Genomic DNA, 22,796 nt, shown 5'->3' with positions numbered 1-22,796 from the left:
CGCTCCTAGAAGTGTTCAACAAGACTGAATCCGGCGTACCGGACCTTGATATCGCCGGCCACATCCTGGCCGGCATATGGGTTGTAAATGATGTTGAGGAATTTGCTGCTGTTCATATTGTCCGACGATTCAGCCGGCGCATTGAACTTGCCCCGCATGTAGGAAGCGGCCAGGTTCAACTCATACTTCTTGCTGAGACGCCAGTTCAGCCCTACGCTAAACAGCTTAGTGTCCGGCAGCGGCGCGATCAGGTCGATCTTGTTTGCCGGGACCGACGTCTTGCGCGGCTCGTAGCCAAAGCGCAGCGCCATGTTCTCAAACGGGAATAATTGCAGCCCGTAGCCCATATTCAGCACGCTCTTGTAGCCGCGCGGGATTTTCAGCTTACTGGAGTCGGGGACGCCGTACAGGCGCGCCACTTCCAGTAGTTTGATGCTCTGGTCGAATTCAAACACGAGCTGGTTCCAGTCGCTCCAGCGCGCATAGCTGGCATCCACGTTCAACTGCACGTAGCGCACCGGCTTGAACTTCACGCCGACCTGCAGGTGCGAAGGGAAGGGGATGCTGGCCGACATATTGCCATGCTGGACTTCCGGGATCGACTGCGGCAGGCCAAGGATGGCGCCTGCCACGGGGCCGAACAGGCTGGAATTCAAGCCTTTGACGAAATTGCGCAGCATCGGCTCGGTTTCGAAGGTGTAATGCCCGGTGTAGCGCGTTTTCGAGCCGCCCTGGTAGACCACGCCCAGCGCGAACCAGTCGCGCGGTTCCCACAGCACGCCCAGGTTCAGCGTCGGGTCGACCGGCGAGGTCATTTCCAGCCGCATCGCGGCGGCCTTCTTGAAGGGATTGACCATGCCGGCCTTGCCACCGCCGCACAGGCCGAAGCCGAAGGTATCGACGATGTTGCCGCCTTCTTCGGGGCACCAGCCCTCCTGCAGCTTGCCGAAAATGCCCAGCAACTGGTTGGGGAAGCGCATATGCGTATCGACCACGAACGCGGAGTGCGCAATCGGCACGGCTGCGCCGAAGCGCAATGTGTCCGAATACTTGTAGCCGACGGCGGGCGACGCCCACACCAGCCTTTGCAGCTGGATCTGGCGGCCGTCGAAGCGGCCCGGGTCGTCCGGGTCCTTGGTGCGGTCAAGGCTGATCGCCTGCGCCATATAAGAGTTGGTGGCGAAGGTCCACGGTGAGCCGGGACTGTTCCATGCGAAGCCGAAGGTCGGCACGATCACGCCGGGCAGGCGCCAACCGGGCATGCCGTAAGTCGGTATGTACATGGTCTGCCGCATCGGCCCGGTGTGCGTGCCGCTGAGCGGATCGTCCTTCCAGCCGCCGATATCGAAGCCGGCCGGCGCGGAGAAGCCGGCGCGGGCGCGGATCGACGCGCCGAATGCCGTGTGCTGCATGCTGTCGCCCTGCAGGCGTGCCAGCCCGGCAGGGTTGAAATGCACCGAGTCGATGCCGGGCGGGTCGGCCGTGACGGCGTTCCCGAGCGACATGGCCACCACGCTGGTGGTCAGGTTTTCCACCAGCGCGGCGTGCGCGGGCAGAACGTGGGCAAGCGCGGCGGCACATGCCGCCAGGCGGAGCGGGGCTCGCATTGCTGCCTCGTCAGAAAGCCAACGGCAAATTCAGGCCCACCGAGAAGTTCGGGGAGTCGCTGGTGAGGCCGATGCCGACCGACATATTGACGGTGTTCTTCGGCGACATGCGGTAGCCCATGCCGAAGTTCAGGATCGCCGAGGTCTGTGTGTTGGTGCGCACGTTCAAACCGTCGGCAAAACGCAGCTTCGCGCCTTGGGCAATCGCGCCCTGGAAGGACATCGTTGTGGAAATGCCATACGAGAGGGCATACGCGAAGCCCATGCCGAAGCCGAACTGCGTGCCCGGCGCCACACGCGTCAGCACGCGCGTGCCGTTGGCCTGGTGCAGGCCGGTGGCCTGGCTGCTGGCGGTCAGCGACAAGGACCCGAACAGCGCCACCGGATCGACGATGCGGTTGACGTTCATGCCCAGCGACAGTGCCGCAACGCCGCTGCCGGTTGCCTCGCCGCTGCCGGCGATGATCTTGAACGGACTGCGGCCGGTGGGCAGGCGCAGGTTGCTGGTGGCAGTGAAGTTGGCGCGGTCGCGGCGTGCTTCCCACGGCTGGTAGCGGGCACCGATGGCGATGTCGCCTAGCGAGAACGAGGTGTTGTTGCCGTTGCGCGATTCGGCGAACTTGCCGATCACGGGCAGGGTCACGTTGGCGGTCAGGTTGTCCCACACGCCGTAGTCGACCGACAGGGTGTTGGTGACGACGTGGGCCGAGACGTTTTCGATCTCGAACAGGGTCAATCCGTCGGCCGCGATGTCCGTGACGATTTTTTCCTGGCCGATGTAGGTGTAGTTCAGGTCATAGGTGTATTGCGATTTTCCTTTGCGGATCAGGGAATACTGCTTGTCGACGGCAGTCAGGGTTTCTTTCAGCAGGGCGCTTTGGTCGCCTTCACCTTCTTTCTTCGCCAGCGCATCGCGTGCGGCGGCGGTACTGTTGGCTGCCGTGCTTTCCTGCGCGCCGGCGGTCGAATGCACCAGCATGGCGGTGGCAAGCATGAATGGCAGGTACTGATATTTCATTCGCGTTTCCTTATTGACGGTGCATCCAGGTGCGGGCCGGGCCGGAGTTGACGGCGCGTTCCAGCAGTTGCGTGGTGTTGTTGAAAGGATCGAGCTGCCCGTGGTTGGTGACGCGGTCCATGTCGACCACGCCCAGCTCCTGGTCATTCAGTGCCAGTTGTGCCGGCGCTTTCTGTCCGGCCGGTGCGGACAGGATGAATAGGGTGTTCTTGTCCCACAGCGTGGCGAATTCCTGCACCGAGAAGGCCAGGTTGCCGGCGGAAGGATCGGCGATGAAGACCACGCCATTGCGGATGCCGCGCAGTACCACGAAGTGCTTGGCGCCGGCGTAGTCGATCGGCACGATGGCCGGTTCTTCCAGCGTCAGCAAATCCTTGACTTCGGCCTTGTAGCCGGCGGCGGGCACGTTGAGCGAGGCGGCGTAGCGCTTCATGTCCAGCAGCGAAAAGCCGCGGCGCTCGATGATCTTTTCCTTCTCGCCCTTTTCCAGCATGCCCTCCATGGCTTGCTGTTCGGTGACGTCGATGCCGAGGTGGAATTTGAGGATGGTGACCAGGGCCGCGGAGCCGCAGCTGTAGTCGTAGGCCTGGCGCACGATGTGGCGGTATTTGAGTTCGGAGAACGGCTCCATGCTGACGGCCTGCGAGTAGCTGCCGCCGCCCAGCATGGTTTGCGGCATTTCATACTGGCCTTTGGGACGCTCCTGCACGTCGTGGCGGGAGAGGGCGGCGGAACCGCCAATCAGGGCTGCCAGTACCCCCATCAACAGCATCAGCATGGCAGCTCCCGATCGTTGGGGTAAGCGCTGCCCTTGCGCGTCGCGCGCGCGTCGAATCCTGCACCCATGGCGTCTCCATTCTGTTTTGGACGAACGTTCGTCCTTGCTCTTTTGTTATTTATTTACGCACGTTTCGCGGCTTGCACGATGCATAAAAATTAGATGCACACCTCTACTTCGCACACGAAAACTTATGCTAATGCAGGCAACATGCGCACAACAGCGCTCTTCCTCTGGGTGGCTCGCCAGGCCAAGCGTTTGGCCTGTGCGGTCAGTGTGAAACGCTAGACCCTGTCCGGCGGCGCCACCTATCATAAATTTAATTAATATTGCGACAATATTAAGACGGTGCCTCGCCGCACCGGGCCCACCAGGCCCGCGACCGGCAAGGAGGCATACAGGAGCAGCACCCACAGAAAATTCTTATTCGAACGGAGATCAACGATATGAAACGCATTACCACCGCTGTAGCAATCGCCCTGTCCACCCTGGCCCTGTCGGCATCCGCAATGACCCCGATCAAAGACGCAGAACTGAGCGCCGTTACCGGCCAGGACGGCGTGTCGATCGGCGCCAACCTGAACGTCAAAGTCGAATCCTTCGTCTACACCGACACCGACGCTCTGGATGCCAACGGCCTGGGCGGCGGTTCGGTGAGCTTCAACGGCATCAAGGTCAACGGCCTGATCGCTGCAACCATCGACATCCTGTCGCGCAACTCCTTCCTGCAGGCTGCCGGCGCTGCCGGCGTGACCAACCCAGGCACCTTCTACAACCCGGCTACCGGCGGCGACGTGGTGCAGATCGCGATCCCGGCCGACGTGCAAGTGGCAGCAGGCAAACTGCTGAACATCTCCGTTGACGCAATCAAGATGGGCGGCAGCAATGCTTCCTACGGTTCGATGGCCATGAACCAGCTCGACCTGCGTGGCACCCAAGTGTGGATCTGGGCACACTGATCGCCGATGCGGCCGTGGGAGCGGCCGCTCTGCGAATGTCCTGATGATGGAATCCCGTCTCTTTGCGGCCGCCCTCGCGGCCGCCTTTTTCTGCGCACCGGCTTCTGCGCAACTGCGGCCCATGAGCGACGACGATTTGTCGCGCGCACGCGGGCAGGGTTTGCTGGCAGTGAGCAACAGCACGCTTGGCGGCTTCGATTTCACGCGCATCGCGCTCGATGCGGACGTCGAATTGAATGCCAGCCTGCGTCACATCCGGCTGGGCGATTACCGCTTTCCTTCGCGTGAAGGGACCGGCGCCGATATCGACATGCCTTCGCTGCAGTTCGGGCAGAACGGCAGTAAAGTCTCGATCACCAATCCGTATTTCGAAGTCGTGTACCGCAACACCGGCGATGCCGGCGCGCCGCGCGAAGTGGTGGGCATGCGCATGGGCTTCGACAGCATCAAGGGCGATGTGGGCCTGAAGGTGAACGGTCTCTCAGGTTCGCTGCTGGTCAGCGGAGTGGACACCAACGGCCAGCCAAGCGCCATCGATTCGCATACCGATGCCGGTGGCGGCAAGCGCTGGGATGGCGCCAGCTCCCTGGTCGGGGTGCGCGCCGGCGACGCCTCCGGGCCGAGCCGCGATTTCTGGATCTCCGTGCTGAAATCGGGCGTGCAGTTCCAGGCGCCCAGCGGCACCACGCAGTTGCCCGATGCGGCGCAGTCGGGCGTCTGGCTCAATTGGCGCGACAAGCTGGTGTCGCTGACCGCGCTGCCGCCGGCGGCGATCGCCGCGCCCGTGGCGCCGGCGGTCACGCTGGCCGCGCCTGTTTCGGCTGCGGGACGCTGATGCCGCGCGCACGCCGCTCACTGCTGTCCGCGTGCATCGCGCTGGCGCCGGTGTTGGTGCCGGCGCTGGTGCCGGAGCTGGCCCATGCCGATGGCCTGCGCCCGCTGAACGACAGCGCGCTGTCTGATGTGCGGGGGCGCGACGGCGTCAGCTTCGACCTGAACGGCTTCTCGATGAATGGCGACCTGCGCGTGACTTACACGCGCCCGGACGGTGCCAGCATCTGGGCCGGCAACCCCAGCGCGTCGCGCAGCGACAGCGCGACACCTTTTTCCGATCCCTACCGCTTCGACATTGTGCGCAGCAATAACGGCCTGGCCGACGTCGCCCAGTTCAACCTGCCGCAAAACGCCAACGGCGAGCAGAAATGGCAGCTCGCCCATGACTTCGGGGTCAACGCGGACGGCATCGAGCGCTATGGCGGCGCGATCGTCGTGAGCGACCTGGCCCTGTACGGCGGCGGATGGCAATTCTCCACGCCGCGCACGCAGGATGGCCTGGCCTTCGGTGTAGCGCTGCGCATGGAGATAGGCCAATGGGCGCTGCGCCCGAACGGCCGCACCAATACGGTCGGCCAGATGGGGCTCGATAACATCCGTATCGGCGCCACCGACGACAACGGCAACTTCACCGGCCAGCCCTGGGTGATTGCCGATGTCGCGCGCCAGCCGGCGTTGGTCAATGCACTGGCCGACGAAAACGGCCCGCGCCTGCACATCGGCATCGGCGCGCCGGACGCGCAGTACGGCACCGGCCAGGCGGCCAGCGGCGGCATCGAGATCGGCAAGATCAGCTTTACGGCGCCCAGCGGCAATGTCGACCTGGGCTCTTCCCGTATCGGCAATATCCAGATCAACTACCTCGATATCAAATTCCGCCAATGACCAGATTTGCCGCGCTATTGCTGTTGGTTCCGGCCTTGCTGCAGGCCGCGCCGCCCCAGCCGCTCGACGACAGCGAACTGTCCGGCGTGAACGCCCGCGACGGCATCAGCTTTGCCGCCCACGTGGTGGTGAACGATCCGACCCTGGTGGGCGCCGTTACCGACAGCCGCCTGTTGCTGGGTTTCCACGACGGCGGCCAGCCGCGCTACATCGTGCTGCGCAATGTGCGCGGCACGGTCGACATGTTTGCCATCGGCCTCAATGTGCAGGCACGTCCGGACGGCAACGGCGACTACATCGCCATCACGCTGCCGTCGCAAATGCGTTACACAAACTTCGGTTTTGAATCAATGAGCGTGCAGAACGATCCCAATGCTGCGGTCACCGGCAACCTTGGCAGCGTCAACATCAACGGCAACTTGCAGATGCAGGGTGAGTTCCGGATGTGGGCGCATTAGTCGGATGCATTTAGCGGGCGCTCGGTCGCGAACACCACCAGCGCCACCAGCGGGAACAGCAGGCCAGCCACCAGCACGCCGTTCCAGCCGTAGTGGGCCCAGGTCCAGCCGCCCAGCCATGAGCCGAAGGCGCCACCGGCGAAGAAGATCGAGATATACACGCCGTTGAGGCGGCTGCGCATTTCCGCACCGAGGGCGAAGATGGCACGCTGGCCCACCACCAGGTTGCCCGAAGCGCCCATATCCAGCACGATACCGCACAGTACCAGCAGCACCAGCGTGAATTCGCGGCTGCCATGCAGCAGCAATGGCGCGCCGAATGCCGCCGCAGCGGCCAGCAGCGCCATCAGGGTGGTCGAGCGGCTCTTGCCCTGGTCGGCGCGGCGGCCGGCGATCGGCGAGGCAATCGCGCCCGCCACTCCCAGCAGCGCGAAGATCGCTATGCCGGTTTGCGACAGGTTGAAGGCGGGGCTGGCCAGCACCAGCGGCACGGTGGTCCAGAACAGGCTGAAGGCGCCGAACATGCAGGCCTGGTAAATGGCGCGGCGGCGCAGCACCGGCGTGGTACGCAGCAGCGTCCACATGGAGGCCAGCAGCTCGCCGTAGCGGTAGCGGCCCTCCGGCCGGCGCTGCGGCAGGCGCAGTTGCAGCACCACCGCCAGTGCCGCGATGGCGGCGGTGGAGATATAGAAGATCGCGTGCCAGCCCAGCGCGTCGGTCACCAGGCTGGACACGGGGCGCGCCAGCATGATCCCCAGCAGCAGTCCGCTCATGACCGTGCCGACGGTCTGGCCGCGATGTTCCGGCGCCGACATGTGCGCGGCAAACGGCACCAGCACCTGCGCCGCTGCCGAACAAAGTCCGATGAAGAAGGCCGCGGCAAGGAAGGTGGCGGCGTTGCCCGCCATTGCCGCACCAAGCAGCGCCAGCGAGGTCGCACCCAGCAGCGTCACGGTTAGGCGGCGGTTTTCCAGCAGGTCGCCAAGGGGCACGATGAAAGCCAGGCCAAGGCAGTAGCCTATCTGCGTCAAGGTGACGATCAGGCCGGCGGAGCCGGGATCGATGCCGGTGGCCCGGCTGATCGGGCCCACCAGGGGCTGGGCGTAATAAAGATTCGCGACAATCAGGCCGCTGGCAACAGCCAGCAGCAAGATCATGGCGGGAGTGATCCGGTGCTCTTGATTCATGGCGCAGGAGGATAGCACCGAAACAAAAAGCCTGCTGGTGGGGTAATATTTCTAAATGAAAGCCATTTCCGCCATCGTGTTCGCACTCCTGACCGCCGGTTCGGCACGCGCCGACAAAGTGGTCATGCTGGTCGATACCGGCACCGAAATGCCGATGGCCGATATCCGCAGCGGAGAAGTCGTGGGCGGCATCCACAAAGACCTGGCCGAGGCGCTGGCGCAAAAAATGGGCCGCACGGCGGTGACCATGTCGATGCCGCGCAAGCGCATCGCGATGGCGCTCCAGGCAGGGCAGGGCGACGTGCTGTGCATGTACCTGCCCGAATGGCTGCCGGGACGCTTCGGCTGGACGCAAGCCTTCATGCCGCAGACCGAAACCGTGATCACCTCGCTGACAGTGGCGCAACCGCAAAGCCTGCTCGACCTGTGGGGCCAGCCGATCGGCACCGTGCTGGGATTCCAGTATCCCGAAATGGAAAAGGTCATGGGCACCGGCTTTGTGCGCGCCGACGCGCACTCCAACCTGGCCAACCTGCGCAAGCTTGCGGCCGGCCGGCTGCGCCACGTCGCCACCATCAAATCGTTTTACGACTACCAGTTGCACAAGGGCGAAAAGGTCAACGTCCACGAGCCGCTGGTAGTGCGCAGCTACAACACGCGCTGCGCCGTTTCGGAAAAGGGCCGCGTGGCCCTGGCGGATGTCGATGCCGCCATCACCCAGTTGGTGCGCGAAGGCGCCATCAACAGAATCCTGTCCAACTACCAATAGCATAATGATCAAGAGACTCGCACTAGCCACCGCGCTGGCCTTTGCCACGGCCCATGCCGCAACGCCCCTCCATGCCGATGCCACCGCGGCAGCGCGCTACGCCCGCCAGGCCTACGGCGAAAAGGTGATCGACAGCCTGGCCAGCATGGTCAGCTTCAATACCGTGGCCGACCCCAAGGTGCCGTTCGAAAAGAATCCGCAACACATAGGTTTCAAGCGCTTCATCAAGCAGGAAGCGTCGCGCCTGGGGCTGGACTTTGCGGACCATGGCTACATCATGGTGATCGGCCTGGGCGAAGGCAAGGAACGAGTCGGCGTGATCACTCACGGCGACGTGCAGCCGGTCGACCCCAGCAAGTGGAAGCAGTCGCCGTTCAAGCTTGACCGCACCAGCGAACCGGGCCTGCTGCTGGGGCGCGGCACCGAGGACGACAAAGGACCGATTGCCACCGCCATGTACGCGATGAAGGCCATCAAGGACCGCAAGGTGCCGCTGAAAAAGCGCATCGAACTGTATATCTACATGGCCGAGGAATCGGACTGGGCGCCGCTGGAAGCCTTCCTCAAGACCCATACCCCGCCGCAAACCAATATCACCATCGACGCCGAGTATCCCGCGGTGACGGCCGAGAAGGGCTGGGGCGGTGTGCGCGTGACCTTGCCGAACATGGCGTCGGCACCGGGCAGCGGGCCGCTGGTGACCAGCTTCACCGGCGGTTTCTTCGACAGCCAGATCCCGGAAGATGCGCGCGTGCTGATCGACAATGCCGATGCCGCGCTGGAAACGGCGATCCGGACCCGTGCCGCGCAGCAGAAGGGCGTGAGCTACCGCTACGCTTGGCAGGGCACACGGCTGACCGTCACCGCCAAGGGCCTGGCCGCGCACTCCTCGAAACCGGAGGATGGCGTGAACGCCATTGCCATGCTGGCCGATGCGCTGGATGTGCAGCACTGGGGCGCCAGCCAGGCCGGCATGATGATCGACTTCGTCAACGACATGATCGGCACCGGACTGCAAGGTGAGAAGTTCGGCAAGATTGCCTACAGCGATGACTTCATGGGGCCGATGACGGTCTCGCCAACCACCTTGAAGGACACCGACAACGGCTTGGTATTGGGCATCAACCTGCGCCGTCCGCGCGGAAAAACAACAGCCCAGCTGACGTCCGAAATCAACGAGGCGTTCGACGCCTGGAAGGCCGGGAACCAGCCGCGCGCCACCCTGGCCGCACAGATTGGCGAGCCGTGGGTGCAGGACAAAGCGCCGCAATTGCCGACCCTGATGAAGGTGTTTTCCCACTACACCGGCATCAAGGATCCGCAACCGATCTCGATTGGCGGCGGCACCAATTCGCGCCTGTTCCCGCGTGCGGTGAGTTTCGGCCCGACCATGCCGGGCAAGGTCTACACCGGCCACTCCGAGCATGAATTCATAACGGAGAAACAATTACTTCTCAATCTGGAAATGTACACGGCCGTTTTAGTGGAACTGGCGAAGTAATTGTCGACATTGTTGGCGAAACGAGTATTGCCATACGGCAGTAAATGACATTACCATGGGCAACAAGGCTTTCGCACCGGAAGCCTACAGCCCATGCCTGGCTGCGCCACAGGCATCCCATGAAAAGATGCCATGTTTCGCAAGCTTGTCTTCCTGACTGCATTGTCATTTTCCCTGTCGGCACACACCATGGATATGAGTATCCCGCCGGCGCATGCCGCCGCGCCCGCCGATGCCATCCAGGTCAACGACGTGCCGCGCCGCGGCACGCTGTACCGCGTGCATCACGAAGGCAAAACCTCTTACCTGTTCGGCACCATCCACGTGGGCAAGCAGGATTTCTTCCCGCTCGAGCCTGAAGTCACCGCCGCGCTGGCCAAGTCCAGCTCGCTGGTGCTGGAACTCGACGTGCGCGCCAGTGCACCGTACTACCGCGCGCTGGAACGCCATGGCCAATACCCGGCCGGGCAAACCATCCGCCAGCACTTGTCGCCGGCCGCCCTGGCCAAATTGCAGGTAGCGCTGGACAAGGTCAAGCTGCCGCTGTCCAGCGTCGAGCATTACCGCCCATGGGTGGTGGCGAATATCCTGGTGGGGCAGGAGATCGAAAAGAGCGGCTTCAACCGCGGCCTCGGCGTGGAAGGCTATTTGCTGAACAACGCTACGCAGCAGAAGAAGCCCTTGCAGGAACTGGAGACTGCCGATTACCAGCTTGGCCTGTTCGGCTCGCTGAGCGACGCGCAACAGGAAGCTTACTTGCTGGAGAATATCGCCGATATCGACAGCGGCGCGGCGCTGCGCAAATCGGCTGGCCTGGTGGAAGCATGGGGGGCGGCGGATGCGTCGCGCATCTCCGCGCTAACGCATGAATTGACCACGGGCGACTCGGTGTCCGCCCGCTTCATGGACCGCACTTTGCTGGGCAAGCGCAATCCTGAAATGGCAGCCAATATTGAAGCGATCATGCGCAAGGGCGATGCTTTCATCGGCATCGGCCTGTTGCACCTGGTCGGCGACAAAGGCGTGCCGGCCCTGTTGCGCCAGCACGGCTACCAGGTCGAAAAGGTGTATTAGTATTTCGGGCTGGTGCTCAGCATGCCGCTCGAATAGCGGACGTTGTCGCCCACCCGATAGCTGGGCATGCTGTCCACATTCACGGTCTCGATCGAGCCGTCCGCCTTTTTCACGGTGACGCGGTAACCGCTGCCGCTGCCGGCCGCTGCGGCGCCAACCGCACCGCCGGCCGACATGGCGCCTGCCGGATCGATCGACTGCACCACGCCATCCCAATTGGCGGCAATCGAGGCGCTGCTGCCTTCATCCATGCCGGCGGTTTTCTTGCTGCTGTCATGGGCGCAGCCCGCCAGGGCCAAGCTCACCAGCATGATTACGGAAAGTTTCATACATCCTCCATAAGAAGCCCACGTAAGGTCTGCGCGCCGGGGAAGTGTACGCCGTTCCGTTAACCGCCGACGCACGTCAAGCAGCGGGATGCTTGCGCAAGCTCCACAAGGCCCACATCAGGGTCGACGCAATGATCGCGGCAGCCATGTCGACCAGCCAGTCGTCGACCGAGCCGTGGCGGTAGGGGAAGAAGGATTGAACGATCTCATCGATGGCGCCCATGATGGCGATGCCGAACACGGCTTTGAGTGCGCGTTGCGCCGGCTCGCCTTTGCAGCCGGTGAACAGCATGAAGGTCAGCACCGAATAGCCGAAGCTGTGCAGCACCAGGCCGCTGGCGTATTGCGCCGCCTCGGCGCGCGCGCCGGGGATCGAGCCGATGATGCAGTTCAGTACGAAGAGGGTGATGGCGCCCCAGAAGCGCCAGCGTGCGTGGGTGTCGCTGAGGAACAGCAGGGTCAGGAATTTTTGCATGGGTGGGAAGATACCACGGAAGCGGTTGCGCCGGCATGAAGCCGGCGCACCTTCCGCCGCCACGCATATCGATTGCGTGTGCAGCAGATGAGTCCATTATAGGGATGGGGTGTGACAACACCATGACATAAATCAAGCTTCATTCAAATTTTGAAGAAAGCAACGGCATCGAGCAGGGTATCGGCCTGGCCGGCCAGTTCTTCGGCGGTGGCGGCAAGCTGTTCAGCGGCGGCGGCATTGCGCTGGGTGGTGTCGCTCAGCTGGTTGATGGCCGCGCTGATCTGGCTGGCGCCGCTGCTTTGTTCGCGCGAAGCGGCGTTGATCTCCTGCACCAGTTCGGAGGTCTTGCGGATGCCGGGCACGATTTCCTTCAGCAGCTTGCCGGCCTGGTTGGCCACGGCCACGCTGTCCTGTGCGACGCCGCTGATCTCCTGCGCCGCGGCCTGGCTGCGTTCGGCCAGCTTGCGCACCTCGGATGCCACCACCGCAAAGCCTTTGCCATGCTCGCCGGCGCGCGCGGCTTCGATGGCGGCGTTCAGCGCCAACAGGTTGGTCTGGTAGGCGATATCGTCGATGATGGCGATTTCCCTGGTGATCTGCCGCATCGCCGTCACGGTGCGTGCCACCGCGTCGCCGCCTTCCTCCGCATAAGCGGCCACGCGTGCCGCCATATCGTCGGTGACGCGCGAGTTTTCGTGGTTCTGGAAAATCGAGGCGCTCATTTCCTCGATGGAGGCGCTGGTCTGCTCCACGCTGGCCGCCTGTTCGGTGGCGCTGCTACTAAGGGCCTGCGCCGTGGCGCTCGCTTGCGCCGCCGCATTGGCCAGCGCATCGGCCGACTGGCGCACGCTGGTCACCGTGGCGTGCAGCCGTTGCGCCATGTCCTGCACCATGAAGGCCAGGCTGCGGCGATCGGCTCCATGCAACTGCATGCGCTGTGTGAGGTCGCCCTGCGCCACCTGCCGCAGCACCTCGCACACCTCCGACGGCTCGCCGCCGATCTGGTTTATCAAGTGGTGGCTGATGGCGTAGCCGACCAGGATCGCCAGCGAGGCAATGGCGACAATGGCGCCGGCCAGCAGCCTGCGGGTCTCATTTTGCGCATGCAAACGCTGTTCGATGTGCGCCGACAACAGCGCAAACGCCGCGTCGTCCGCGCTGAACTGCTGGTCGATCGCGCGCGTGGTGGCGGCGATGTAATCCGGCGCGGCATATTCCAACGCATCGGCCATGACGATGCGCGTGCGTGCCAGTTCCGTCACGTCGGCGGCGGCAGCGGCGGCGGCTGCCACGGGGATGTCGAGCTTCTGTTTCAGCACGGGATTGGCGGCGTATGCCTTGCCGATGGTGCGCTGCATGCCGGCGCTGGCCTGGCGCGCCTTGCTGAGCAGGCTGTACATGATGGCGCGGCCTTCGATATCGATCTTGCGGGTGGCCAGGAAACCGGCACCGCGCGCACGCATCTGTCCCAGGTCTTCCGCCACGCGCGGCAGGTCGAAGTAGGCGGCGCGCATCAGGTAATAGGAATCGGCATCCGGATCGAGCGACAGGCCGGACTGGTCGGCCAGCTGTTCGATGAAGAGCAGGGTGAATTCGCACAGCGCGGTATGGCGCTGGTAGCTTTCCAGCGTGGCGAGGCTGCGCGTGCTGACGTCGCGTGCCAGTGCGGTCCATTCGTCGCGGATGCGGGCGAACATCTTGCGGTCCGGCCCTTCGCCCTCGGCCAGCATGGATGACATGCCGAGCATCAGGCGATTGACTTCGGCCTCCTTGGCGCTGCGCTCACCGGCCAACTGGCCGGCGCCGACGAAGGCTGCCGACAGGCCGCGGTGCTGCTGGATGCCTTGCAGCAGGTCGAGAGCCTGGGCGCCGGGTTTCAGCCCGGTTTGTTCGATGGAGGAAAACTGGATGTTGCGGCTGTTCTCGCGCAGGAACAGGTAGGACGGTGGCGCGACCAGCAGCACGCCCATCATTCCCAGCAATAGAAAACGTTGCCATAGCTTCATCCTATCCAGCAGGCTGGCCACCGCGTTCTCCCGGGATTGGCAGGTCTCGTCAGTGTAGCCGGGAATCCTGGCAGCCGACACCCCCGCCTTTGTTAACTAGCAAAAAAACATTATCACGATTGAATCGTGCGCGGCTTCACGCTGTTATAATTCCGTACGGAAAAATTGTATATTATTCAACTGAGGTGTCGTATGAGTAGCAGCTTGTCGCAAACCATCCAAGCGCTTGCGCAAGGGCGACAACACAATCGCATCCTGCGCCTGTCGTTCCCCCATGGCGACGGTCCGTCCACCACATTGCTGGCGAACCGGCTGGACGCGCTCGAGGGCTTGTCGCGCGATTTCGAATACACGGTGGAGGTGCTGGCCGACGATGCCAGCATCCCGCTCAAGGACGTGCAAGGCAAGCTGGTCACCGTGTCGCTGGTGCGCGGCGACGGCAGCCTGCGCCATTTCAATGGTTATGTGTTCGAATTCCGCCTGGCGAAGACCGATGGCGGCGTCGCGTTCTATACCATGGTGTTGCGACCGTGGCTGGCCTACCTGAAGCTGCGCAAGGACAATTACCTGTTCCACGGTAAAAACCTGCGCGAGCAGACCGGCGAAGTGCTGGCCGACTACGGCACCCACCCGGACTGGGACTGCCGGGTGCAGGGCAGCGACGAAGTCATGACCATGGCTTGCCAGTTCGATGAAACCGACCACAACTACCTGCACCGGCGCTGGGAAGCCGCCGGCTGGCACTACTGGTACGAGCACACCGAGCGTGGTCATAAGCTGATCCTGTCGGACGACTCGACGCAGGCGCCGCCGATCGATGGCCACGGCAGCGAAGTACGCTTCCAGCGCCATGCCGGTACCCTGGAGGAAGACGCAATTGGCGAATGGTCGCCGGTGCGCGCCATCATGGCAGGCCAGGTGGGACTGTCGGCCTTCAACTTCAAGCAGCCGGTACCGTCGGTGGTCGATTTGCCGACCCTGAACCAGCAGGGCAATGTGCTGACGGTCGAACAGTATGAATACGCTGGCGCCTACGGCTTCAGGAATCGCAAGGACAGCGAAGCGCTGGCCCTGTTGCGGATGGAAGAGATCGAAAGCCGCGGCAAGCATTTCGAAGCGGGCGGCAACTGCCGCTTCGCCAAGCCGGGCCGCTGGTTCCGCCTGAGCGGCCACTTCCACGAGGAGGCACCGGGCGCATCGCCGGACAAGCAGGAATTCCTGGTGGTCAGCGTGCACCACACGGCCAGCAACAACTACCTGCAGCAATCCGAAGGCATATCGGACTACAGCAACCGCATGACTTGCGTGCGCAAGGCCGTCGTCTGGCGTCCGGGGCGCGGCTTCAACAGCGCCGACACCAAGATCCACGGCCCGCAGACGGCCATCGTGGTCGGCCCCTCCGGGCAGGAAATCCATACCGACGAACATGGCCGCGTGCGCGTGCAGTTCCACTGGGACCGCGTCGGCATGCACGATGAGCAGAGTTCGGCCTGGATCCGCGTCGCGTCGAACTGGGCCGGCGGCAATTTCGGCGCAGTGACCTTGCCGCGCATCGGCCAGGAAGTGATCGTGCAATGGCTCGACTCGAATCCGGACCGTCCCATCGTTACCGGCCGCGTCTATAACGGCGACAATATGTCGCCTTGGGAGCTGCCGCACCAGCATGCCTTGTCCGGCATCCGCAGCCAGGAATTGAAAGGCGCCGGCGGCGCTGGCAACCGCAACAATCACCTGCTGATGGACGATACGGCCGGCCAGATCCAGGCCGTGCTGGCCTCGGATCACCAGCGCAGCCAGCTCAACCTGGGCTACCTGACGCGCGTGCTCGACACCAGCGGCCGCAAGGATCATCGCGGCGAAGGCTTCGAACTGCGTTCCGACGGCTGGGGTGCCGTGCGCGCCGCCAAAGGCGTCCTGGTGACGGCCTGGGGCCAGCCGGTGCAAGACAGCGGCACCACCCAGCAGGACAATACCGAAGGCGCCGATACGTTGCGCGCCGTGCTGGACAGCGCAACCATGCGCAGCCAGGCGGCCGAGATGGCGACCGAGCAGCGCGGCGAGCAGAAAAACGCGCACCGGGGCCTGAAGAACCAGAAAGCCTTGAACGAAAACGCCTGGTCGCTGACCAAGCCGCTGGTCTTCATTTCCGCGCCGGACGGCGTGGCGACCAGCACGCCGAAGAGCATCGTGCAGGCGGCCGGCGAAGACCTGGGCTGCTATGCCGCCGGCAACGTGGACATGACGTCCGGCGAGCAGATGTCGTTCAGCTCGGCCAAGGGCATCCAGCAGCACGTCGAGCGCGGCAGCATGGTGACCGCCATCAGCCACGGCAACCACTACCTGCACGTGCAGGACGGCAAGGTCGAAACCGTGTCGCAGAAGGGCATGGTCTTCGAGGCCAAGACCGGCGACATTGTGCTGAAGACCAAGGGCGGCAGCATCGTCTTGACAGAAAGCGGCGAGATCCTGATCAAGGGCGCCAAGGAAACCCACGATATTGCCGGCACCCTGGAGCTGGGCGCGGCGAAAGTGGTCAACAAGGGTTCCGTGAAGGCGGCGCCGGTGACTGAATTCTGGGGCAAGATGAACGTCGGCAAGTTCAGCCAGCAGGTGGTGCTGAAAGACCTGGTGCACATGGCGGCGGCCGGCGCCGCGGCCACGATCGCATACAAGATCCTGGCCAAGGATGGCTCGGTGCTGCAATCGGGCAAACTGGACGAGGAAGGCAAGACCGCCCGCGTGTTCACCGAGGACATGGAGGAACTGCAGGTCGAGATCGACCACAACAACGGCAAATGGCAGTTCCTGGAAGAGGCCAAGCACGATCCGCACATGGACGCCGATGACGATGAGTCCGCCGACGAGAAGGTGCAGACGCCGGTCGGCGTGGGCGTGCTGGCGTCCAAGGCGCAGGTGCCGATCGAGCAGGCCAAGCAGCTCTTCATGCCGGATGGCGAAATCAATATTCGGGCGGAAGCGATGGCGCTGCTGAGCCAGAAATTGAATATGCCGGTGCATACCATCATGCATATCGTGAAGAGCAGCGACAACCTGAAGGAAGTCGGTGCCGGCATCGCCGCCAACAAGGCGCTGGACCTGGCCCAGGCCGGTGTCGAGGAACTGGTCGAGAAGAAGGTCAACCATTCCGCGGCAAGGCTGGTGGCCATGGTCAGCAAGGGCTGGCGCGGCGAAGGCGAACTGCCGCGCGATGTCTCCTCCATCTTCGAAGAGGCTGCCGCCAAACGCGCGCGCGACCTGGCGAAAATCCTGGACGACGTCACCTCGGGCGGCTGCTTCGGCGTGGATGAAGACGCCACGCTGCTGTCGCAGCACGACTTCGATCCATTCGAGTTGGACGAGTCGCCGGCCGACCTGCGCGCCGCACTGGAAGCACAGCAACACAATTCATCTATTCGCGAGACTTGAAAATGAAGAAAAGCACTGTATTCATAGGACTCATGCTGGCCGCCGGCCTGGCGCAAAGCGCATTTGCCGCGGCCAAGGTGCCGTTGCTCAAGCGCAGCGCCGTCATGCAATGTGCGGACCGCAAGATCGAACTGAAAGGCGAATGCTTCAAGCAGGACGAAATTGCCGGACTGTCCTGCACCAAGCAGCGCCTGAGCATCAGCGATGCCGCTACCGGACAGGAACTGGGGAGCCAGACCTTCAAGCCGGTGCCGTTGAAAGCCGGCGACGCCTACCCGATCATTGCCGAGCGCCTGAGCGACGCAAGCTGCGTCGAGACGCCAGGCAAGGAAAAATTCATCGTCATCATGATGAGCACCGGCGGCAATTGCGCGCAGTGCGAATGGCAGCAACTGTACACCTGGGACGGCAAGGTGCTGGGCTCGAGCCTGAATGCGAAGCAGGACCCGGCGATCGGTGCCGCGCTCAAGGGCACTGAGAGCAAGAAGGCCAAGAAGCTGGGCGAAGGCGATCTCTATATCTACGCCGAAACGGACTAAGATGGCGATTGATTACAACGTCTTTTACACGCAAAAGCGTGGTGCGGCCTACCGCGATGAACAGGTCAAATCGTATTCCCACTATAAGGAGGCGGTTGACCACAGCCCGGGACGGCTGGCAGGCAAATCCCGCATCTGGGGCGATGCATCGCTGGAAGTGCAGAAAGCGGTCATCGACAAGCTGATCGCCGCCGGCAAAGGCGCCGGCATGAACGTACGCCGCGTGGCGATGCTGCTGGCCATGGTCAAGATCGAATCGGGCTTCAATCCCGATGCGGCGGCCGGCACCACTTCGGCCAGCGGCCTGGGGCAGTTCATCAACGATACCGGCCGCGCCTACGGTTTGAACAACAGCAATCGCTTCGACGTCAACGCGAGCGTCAAGGCCGTGGTCAAGTATTTCCTGGCGAACGAGAAGCTGGCCACGAAAAACAAGAAACCGGATGTCTGGGTTTATAAATACCACCACGACGGCCCGACGCTCGACTATGGTGGCGAGGCCCTCGCGACTGGTAAATTTGCCAAGCTCGCCGACGCGTATGAAAAGGCGCTCGAGGTCGGCCACGCATTGAGCGTCATCGACGCCGGCGGAGCGCCGATCGCGCAGGCCACCATCAAGGTCGAACAGAACGGCAAGAGCGCGGTCATGAAGACCAATGAGCACGGCTTGCTGCCGACCTTCATGGCATCGCCGGACTTCGGACCGCTGACCATCTATATCCAGAAGGCGAGCGACGATTTCAAGGAACTGGGCCAGCTTGCCATCGACAAGCTCAATTCGGCCTGGACGATTGTCGCGCCCAAAGAGCGCATTCCGGTGAAGACGCACGTTCACGTCGACAAGGCGGCGCCGGCCAAGACGCCTGGCATGCACAAGGTCGCAAAAGGCGAGACGCTGTCGAGCATCGCGCGCGCGCATGGCACGACCTACCAGGAACTGGCCAAGCTGAACAACATCGACAAGCCGTACCTGCTGTTCCCGAACCAGATGTTGAAGGTGCCGGAAGGGAAGGGCAAACCGGCGCCCGCGGCGGCAAGCAAGCCCGCCAGCGCACCGGCGCAGGAAACGGCAAAGAAGGAGCCGGCGCAAGCCGCTGCGGCCAAGCCGACCACACCGCCCGCCACCGCGGCAGGCACCAAGCCGGTGGTCAAGGAAGACCGCAGTGCGAAAACCACGCACCCCGAAGCCACGATATCGAAGCCGCCCGCATCCAACCGGGTGGCGACAGCGATTGCCTATGCCATGCAGCACAAGGAACCGAAATCGATTGGCCGCTGCCTGAGGTACGTCAAGCGGGCCCTGGTCGCCGCCGGCTACTTCACCAAGTACCCTGGCGTCGAACATGCCAAAGACTTCGGCCCGACGCTGCAAAGTGCCGGGTTCAAGAACCTGCTGGTCTCGGCGCCGGGAACCAATATCTCCACGGCTCCACACGGCTCGATCATCATCTACGCGCCGGTGGAAAAACAGACGTACTCCGGCGGCGTGATCTCGGGCCACATCGAGATCAAGCACGCTGGCGGCTACGTGAGTGACTTCAACGGCCACAATCCTTGCTACCGGACGGATGCGATCTCGTTGAAGTCTCCGCTGAGCAAGAAATACGGGATAACATTCAAGGCCACGGGCATTTGGTATAAGGAGTAACGATGAATAAATTCAGGTCCATGTTCTACGGCGGGCTGGCGCTGGCAATGTTCGCTGTGACGGCGCCGGCAAGTGCCGGCGAAGCCTACTCGCCGTTTGGCCTGCGCTGCGTTGCCAATGCTACGCAGGCAGATTCGGCCAAGATCGCCGAAAACCTGGGGAGCCGCTTTTCCAAGGTTTGGGGCAAGGATTGGCTGACGACGCCGACGCCGCCGAAAGCGATCGATCCAAAGGTCATGGAGGAAGTGGCCGCCATTTCCGCCTGTGCCGCGATCGTCGACTGCCCGAATTACTTTAACCGTGAGATCGGCGGAGAACTGACCGTCTTCACCGACATCGGTCCTAAAGTGCCGTTGCGCAAGCAATTCGATGCTGCCGTGGCGGCGCTTCCGGCATCGGCCGGTAAAGCTGCGCTTCAAAGCTGCATGAAGCTCGAAGCGAAAAAATGATTCCCGAACTGGAGTAAAGCAATGGGTCGTCCCGTAATTCGCATTGGAGACCAGACCTCGCATGGCGGGGTGGTCAAGACCGGAAGTTCAGAGTTCATCGTTGATGGCAAGGGTGTCGCTCGCCTGGGCGATACTTGTAGCTGCCCCTTGCACCCAAGTGAAACCGTGATCGATAGCGGTAGCGAAACTTATATCACCGACGGCAAGCCGACTGCCAGGGACGGCGACAAGACCGCCTGCGGCGCCACCCTGATCGCCAGCCAGACCAGCTACTTCATCGAGTAGTCCCACCCCGGTTTCTGCCGGCTGCCATGCCGGCAAACCAATTTCACCCGAACGTTGGACAAAAAAAAGCCCGCTGGTTAAAGCGGGCTTAAACTATTTTCTTGGAGGAGAATAGTGGAGACATGTGCAATTATGGTGCGCCGCCGCATATTAGTCCAATTTTTGTTTTCGATAATCGTTATTCAGATTTCGTATAACTATTCTTTAACTGGTACAACGTAGTTCAGCGCCATGCGGCCGCCATCAACGAACAGCGTCTGCCCGGTCATATAGCTGGCGTCGTCGCTGGCGAGGAAAGCGCATATGGATGCGACCTCTTCCGGCTCGCCGCAACGCCCCAAAGGAGTGCGCGACAAAATGGTGCGTTTGGCTTCCGGGCTGGCCAGCACCGCCTGTTTCGCCAGTTCGGTCAGGATGGTGCCGGGGCCAATACCGTTGACGCGGATGCCATACGGCGCCAGGTTCAATGACATGACCTTGGTCAGTTGATTGACGCCGCCTTTCGACACCACGTACGGCACCTGGTCCGGGATTGCCAGTTCCGAGTTGACGCTTGACATATTGATAATGCAGCCGCTCTGCTGCTTGACCATTTCGCGCGCCACGGCCTGGCCGCACAGGAACATGGATTTCAGGTTAATGCCAAGCACGCGGTCAAAATCGGCTTCCGCCAGGTCGAGGAAGCTGCATTTGTGGGTTACGCCAGCGTTGTTGACCAGGATGTCGATGCGGCCGAAAGCGGCCAGGGTCGCGGCGACCAGCGCGTCCACGTCGGCTTTCTGGCTGACGTCCGCGGCAACGAAGCGGGCCTGGTCGCCCAAGGCTTCGGCAGCCTGGGCGCCTTCCGGCTTGATGTCCACCAACATGACCTTGGCCCCTTCGGTAATGAGGCGCTGGGCGCAGGCCAGGCCGATACCCTGGGTTGCGCCGGTGACGATGGCTACTCTATTCGTTAATTTCATATCGCTTCCGCTTGTCGGTTAGGAAGCTTATTTTAGAGGATGACCGCGTCGTTGGGCAGTTGGTTCGGGCGGGTGCCGTCGGCCGGGTAATGGCGCGCCAACAGGGTGTTGAGCTGTTCCAGCGCGGATAGGGTGGGGGCGTGGTAGTCGCCCTGGGCGAAACCGGTGGTCATGGTGCGGCAGATGGTTTGCCATTCCGTGTCGGCGACCAGCCTGCCGACATGGCGGTCGGCCACGATGTCGACTTCGCGTGCGGCCAGGTTGATGTAGATCAGGACGCCGCAGTTTTCTTCGGTATCCCAGACGCCGTATTGCGCGAACAGGGCGCGGGCGCGCTGGCGGTTGCTGACGTTGTTGAAGGCCGAGCGGGCGTCCAGGCCCGGTTCCACGATCAGGCGCACTTCGGCGCGATGGCGTTGTTCGCCCAGTGTGATGGCTTGTTCGATCGCCTGCAGCGTGGCTGGTGGGAAGGCGCGTTTGCCGGCGCCGGTGCCGCTAGCCATATGGCGCCAGGCGCGTCGGCAGCGCCCGATGAAGGATGTCGCTTGGGTTGTCATTACCAGTCTCCCGAGGCGCCGCCGCCATCGAAGCTGCCGCCGCCACCGCTGAAGCCTCCGCCGCCGCCAAAGTCGCCGCCGCTCCAGCTTCCTCCGCCGCTGCCGCGACTGGCTGCGGCACTCAAGGCGTTGCCCAATGCGGCGCCAAGCAGCACGCCCGTCGCATCCGATCCCCAGCCGCCACGCCGCAAACCACGACGCGAACCACCGCGCATCATCGGCAGGATGACGAAGACACCGAACAGCAGCAAGGGCACGAGCCAGCCCGCGGACCAGCCGCCGCCGTTGCCGGGGCCATTCGCCGTGTCGGAGGCCGCTGCGCCGCGTGCCGTGCCGGAGCCTTCATTGCCAGGGATGGCGCCAGCGCCCGCCGCTTCCGCCATGCCGGCCACGCCAGCGCTGCCCGCCGCCGGCGCGCCCGCCGCCCCGCTCGCCGGTGTGCCCGCCGTGGCAGGAAAGTGCTCCTTATCGAGCAAGGTGGCGATCGCACTGACGCCCGCCGCCAGCCCGCCATAAAAGTCCCCTTGCCGAAAATGCGGCGCAATCACATCCTGCAAAACGCGTTTCGACTGGGCATCCGTGAGCGTGCCCTGGACGCCGCGGCCAGCCTCGATGCGCAACCTGCGCAGCGAGGACGGGTTATTCTTGGCCACCACCAGCAGCACACCATCATCGACGCCCTTACGCCCGAGTTTCCACGCATCTGCCACGCGGATGCTGTACTGCTCGATCGCTTCCGGCGCCGTGGACGGCACCAGCAGGATGGCAATCTGGCTACCTGACTTGCGCTCGTAGTCGGCAAGCACGCCATCAAGGGCTGAGCGCTGCTGCGCAGTCAGCATTGCCGCCTGGTCGGTCACGCGGGCCGCATGCGCCGGCACGGCCACGAAGCCGTCGGCCGCGCGGGCGCTGGCGACCACCAGTGCCAGCATGGCGAGGATCGCCAAGCCAAGCACCACCCTTAGCCACGGGGAGCCAGGCAGGATCTTCCAGCGCCGCGCATTTTCCGACAGCCCGCCAGTGCGCCGCGCCAGGTCGCGATCGCGCAGC

The 22,796-nt window shown here is 63.1% G+C and carries 22 protein-coding genes; 12 read left to right on the top strand and 10 right to left on the bottom strand.

Annotated features, from left to right (window positions below):
• Positions 1-5 precede the first annotated feature (5 nt).
• From BM269_RS23790 to BM269_RS23780, 3 genes are read right to left on the bottom strand one after another with little or no spacing between them, the layout of a single operon-like run.
• Positions 6-1,607 carry an OmpP1/FadL family transporter gene (locus tag BM269_RS23790; protein ID WP_090443148.1) on the bottom strand — a complete coding sequence of 534 codons (1,602 nt, stop codon included), beginning with the start codon at positions 1,605-1,607 and terminating at the stop codon, positions 6-8.
• Positions 1,608-1,617: 10 nt separating this feature from the next.
• Positions 1,618-2,625, bottom strand: a complete 1,008-nt coding sequence (locus BM269_RS23785; RefSeq protein WP_090443144.1) for a transporter — start codon at positions 2,623-2,625, stop codon at positions 1,618-1,620.
• Between the two features lie 10 nt (positions 2,626-2,635).
• Positions 2,636-3,403 carry a C39 family peptidase gene (locus BM269_RS23780; RefSeq protein WP_090443141.1) on the bottom strand — a complete coding sequence of 256 codons (768 nt, stop codon included), beginning with the start codon at positions 3,401-3,403 and terminating at the stop codon, positions 2,636-2,638.
• 446 nt (positions 3,404-3,849) lie between these two features.
• Between BM269_RS23780 and BM269_RS23775 the strand changes: the two genes are divergently transcribed.
• The 4 genes from BM269_RS23775 to BM269_RS23760 all read left to right on the top strand — a co-directional run bounded on the left by BM269_RS23775 (position 3,850) and on the right by BM269_RS23760 (position 6,539).
• Positions 3,850-4,362 (top strand): DUF6160 family protein, encoded by a 513-nt coding sequence (locus tag BM269_RS23775; RefSeq protein ID WP_090443139.1) that lies wholly within the window; start codon positions 3,850-3,852, stop codon positions 4,360-4,362.
• A 121-nt stretch (positions 4,363-4,483) separates the two neighbouring features.
• A complete protein-coding gene (locus BM269_RS23770) occupies positions 4,484-5,197 on the top strand; it encodes a hypothetical protein (protein WP_170860467.1) in 714 nt (237 codons plus the stop codon).
• Entirely contained in the window at positions 5,089-6,081 is a 993-nt protein-coding gene (locus BM269_RS23765; protein WP_229204777.1) for a hypothetical protein, read from the top strand. The genes BM269_RS23770 and BM269_RS23765 overlap by 109 nt, the downstream gene beginning before the upstream one ends.
• Entirely contained in the window at positions 6,078-6,539 is a 462-nt protein-coding gene (locus tag BM269_RS23760) for a hypothetical protein (RefSeq protein WP_090443129.1), read from the top strand. The genes BM269_RS23765 and BM269_RS23760 overlap by 4 nt, the downstream gene beginning before the upstream one ends.
• Here BM269_RS23760 and BM269_RS23755 read toward each other — a convergent pair.
• Positions 6,536-7,726 (bottom strand): MFS transporter, encoded by a 1,191-nt coding sequence (locus BM269_RS23755; protein WP_229204776.1) that lies wholly within the window; start codon positions 7,724-7,726, stop codon positions 6,536-6,538. The genes BM269_RS23760 and BM269_RS23755 overlap by 4 nt on opposite strands.
• 55 nt (positions 7,727-7,781) lie before the next feature.
• Here BM269_RS23755 and BM269_RS23750 point away from each other — a divergent pair, with 55 nt between their 5' ends.
• The 3 genes from BM269_RS23750 to BM269_RS23740 all read left to right on the top strand — a co-directional run bounded on the left by BM269_RS23750 (position 7,782) and on the right by BM269_RS23740 (position 11,070).
• Positions 7,782-8,495, top strand: a complete 714-nt coding sequence (locus tag BM269_RS23750; RefSeq protein ID WP_090443123.1) for a substrate-binding periplasmic protein — start codon at positions 7,782-7,784, stop codon at positions 8,493-8,495.
• Between the two features lie 4 nt (positions 8,496-8,499).
• Positions 8,500-9,996 carry a dipeptidase gene (locus BM269_RS23745; protein ID WP_211482744.1) on the top strand — a complete coding sequence of 499 codons (1,497 nt, stop codon included), beginning with the start codon at positions 8,500-8,502 and terminating at the stop codon, positions 9,994-9,996.
• A 132-nt stretch (positions 9,997-10,128) separates the two neighbouring features.
• Positions 10,129-11,070: a TraB/GumN family protein gene (locus BM269_RS23740; RefSeq protein ID WP_090443120.1), complete on the top strand. Its 942-nt coding sequence runs from the start codon at positions 10,129-10,131 to the stop codon at positions 11,068-11,070.
• On the opposite strand, the gene BM269_RS23735 is transcribed toward BM269_RS23740, so the two are convergent.
• From BM269_RS23735 to BM269_RS23725, 3 genes are all read right to left on the bottom strand, one after another.
• Positions 11,067-11,399, bottom strand: coding sequence for a hypothetical protein (locus tag BM269_RS23735; RefSeq protein WP_090443117.1), 333 nt, complete (start codon positions 11,397-11,399; stop codon positions 11,067-11,069). The two genes, BM269_RS23740 and BM269_RS23735, sit on opposite strands and share 4 nt — an antisense overlap.
• Before the next feature lie 76 nt (positions 11,400-11,475).
• The gene (locus BM269_RS23730; protein WP_090443115.1) at positions 11,476-11,874 is read right to left on the bottom strand and encodes a VanZ family protein; all 399 of its coding nucleotides are present in this window, start codon (positions 11,872-11,874) and stop codon (positions 11,476-11,478) included.
• Positions 11,875-12,017: 143 nt separating this feature from the next.
• Positions 12,018-13,880 carry a methyl-accepting chemotaxis protein gene (locus BM269_RS23725; RefSeq protein ID WP_139232852.1) on the bottom strand — a complete coding sequence of 621 codons (1,863 nt, stop codon included), beginning with the start codon at positions 13,878-13,880 and terminating at the stop codon, positions 12,018-12,020.
• Positions 13,881-14,072: 192 nt separating this feature from the next.
• On the opposite strand from BM269_RS23725, the gene tssI reads away from it, so the two are divergent.
• From tssI to BM269_RS23700, 5 genes are read left to right on the top strand one after another with little or no spacing between them, the layout of a single operon-like run.
• On the top strand, positions 14,073-17,306 hold the full coding sequence (tssI, locus tag BM269_RS23720) for a type VI secretion system Vgr family protein (protein WP_090443110.1): 3,234 nt from the start codon (positions 14,073-14,075) through the stop codon (positions 17,304-17,306).
• A 2-nt stretch (positions 17,307-17,308) separates the two neighbouring features.
• Complete coding sequence (locus tag BM269_RS23715) at positions 17,309-17,845, top strand: hypothetical protein (protein ID WP_090443108.1); 537 nt, start codon at positions 17,309-17,311, stop codon at positions 17,843-17,845.
• A gap of 1 nt (position 17,846) precedes the next feature.
• Positions 17,847-19,493 carry a LysM peptidoglycan-binding domain-containing protein gene (locus BM269_RS23710; protein ID WP_170860466.1) on the top strand — a complete coding sequence of 549 codons (1,647 nt, stop codon included), beginning with the start codon at positions 17,847-17,849 and terminating at the stop codon, positions 19,491-19,493.
• Positions 19,494-19,495: 2 nt separating this feature from the next.
• Positions 19,496-19,942 (top strand): hypothetical protein, encoded by a 447-nt coding sequence (locus BM269_RS23705; RefSeq protein ID WP_090443102.1) that lies wholly within the window; start codon positions 19,496-19,498, stop codon positions 19,940-19,942.
• A gap of 21 nt (positions 19,943-19,963) precedes the next feature.
• On the top strand, positions 19,964-20,227 hold the full coding sequence (locus BM269_RS23700; protein ID WP_090443098.1) for a PAAR domain-containing protein: 264 nt from the start codon (positions 19,964-19,966) through the stop codon (positions 20,225-20,227).
• A gap of 197 nt (positions 20,228-20,424) precedes the next feature.
• Here the strand turns inward: BM269_RS23700 and BM269_RS23695 are convergent, their stop codons facing one another.
• From BM269_RS23695 to BM269_RS23685, 3 genes are read right to left on the bottom strand one after another with little or no spacing between them, the layout of a single operon-like run.
• The gene (locus tag BM269_RS23695; protein WP_090443096.1) at positions 20,425-21,189 is read right to left on the bottom strand and encodes an SDR family NAD(P)-dependent oxidoreductase; all 765 of its coding nucleotides are present in this window, start codon (positions 21,187-21,189) and stop codon (positions 20,425-20,427) included.
• A gap of 32 nt (positions 21,190-21,221) precedes the next feature.
• Complete coding sequence (locus BM269_RS23690) at positions 21,222-21,746, bottom strand: TPM domain-containing protein (protein ID WP_090443093.1); 525 nt, start codon at positions 21,744-21,746, stop codon at positions 21,222-21,224.
• Complete coding sequence (locus BM269_RS23685; RefSeq protein WP_090443196.1) at positions 21,746-22,678, bottom strand: TPM domain-containing protein; 933 nt, start codon at positions 22,676-22,678, stop codon at positions 21,746-21,748. Before BM269_RS23685 ends, BM269_RS23690 begins: the two co-directional genes overlap by 1 nt.
• Positions 22,679-22,796 lie beyond the last annotated feature (118 nt).

It is taken from the genome of Duganella sp. CF458 (assembly GCF_900113115.1).
Lineage (GTDB): Bacteria > Pseudomonadota > Gammaproteobacteria > Burkholderiales > Burkholderiaceae_D > Rugamonas.
Note: the sequence above shows the minus strand (reverse complement) of the source record. Positions and strands in the feature narration are given on the sequence as shown.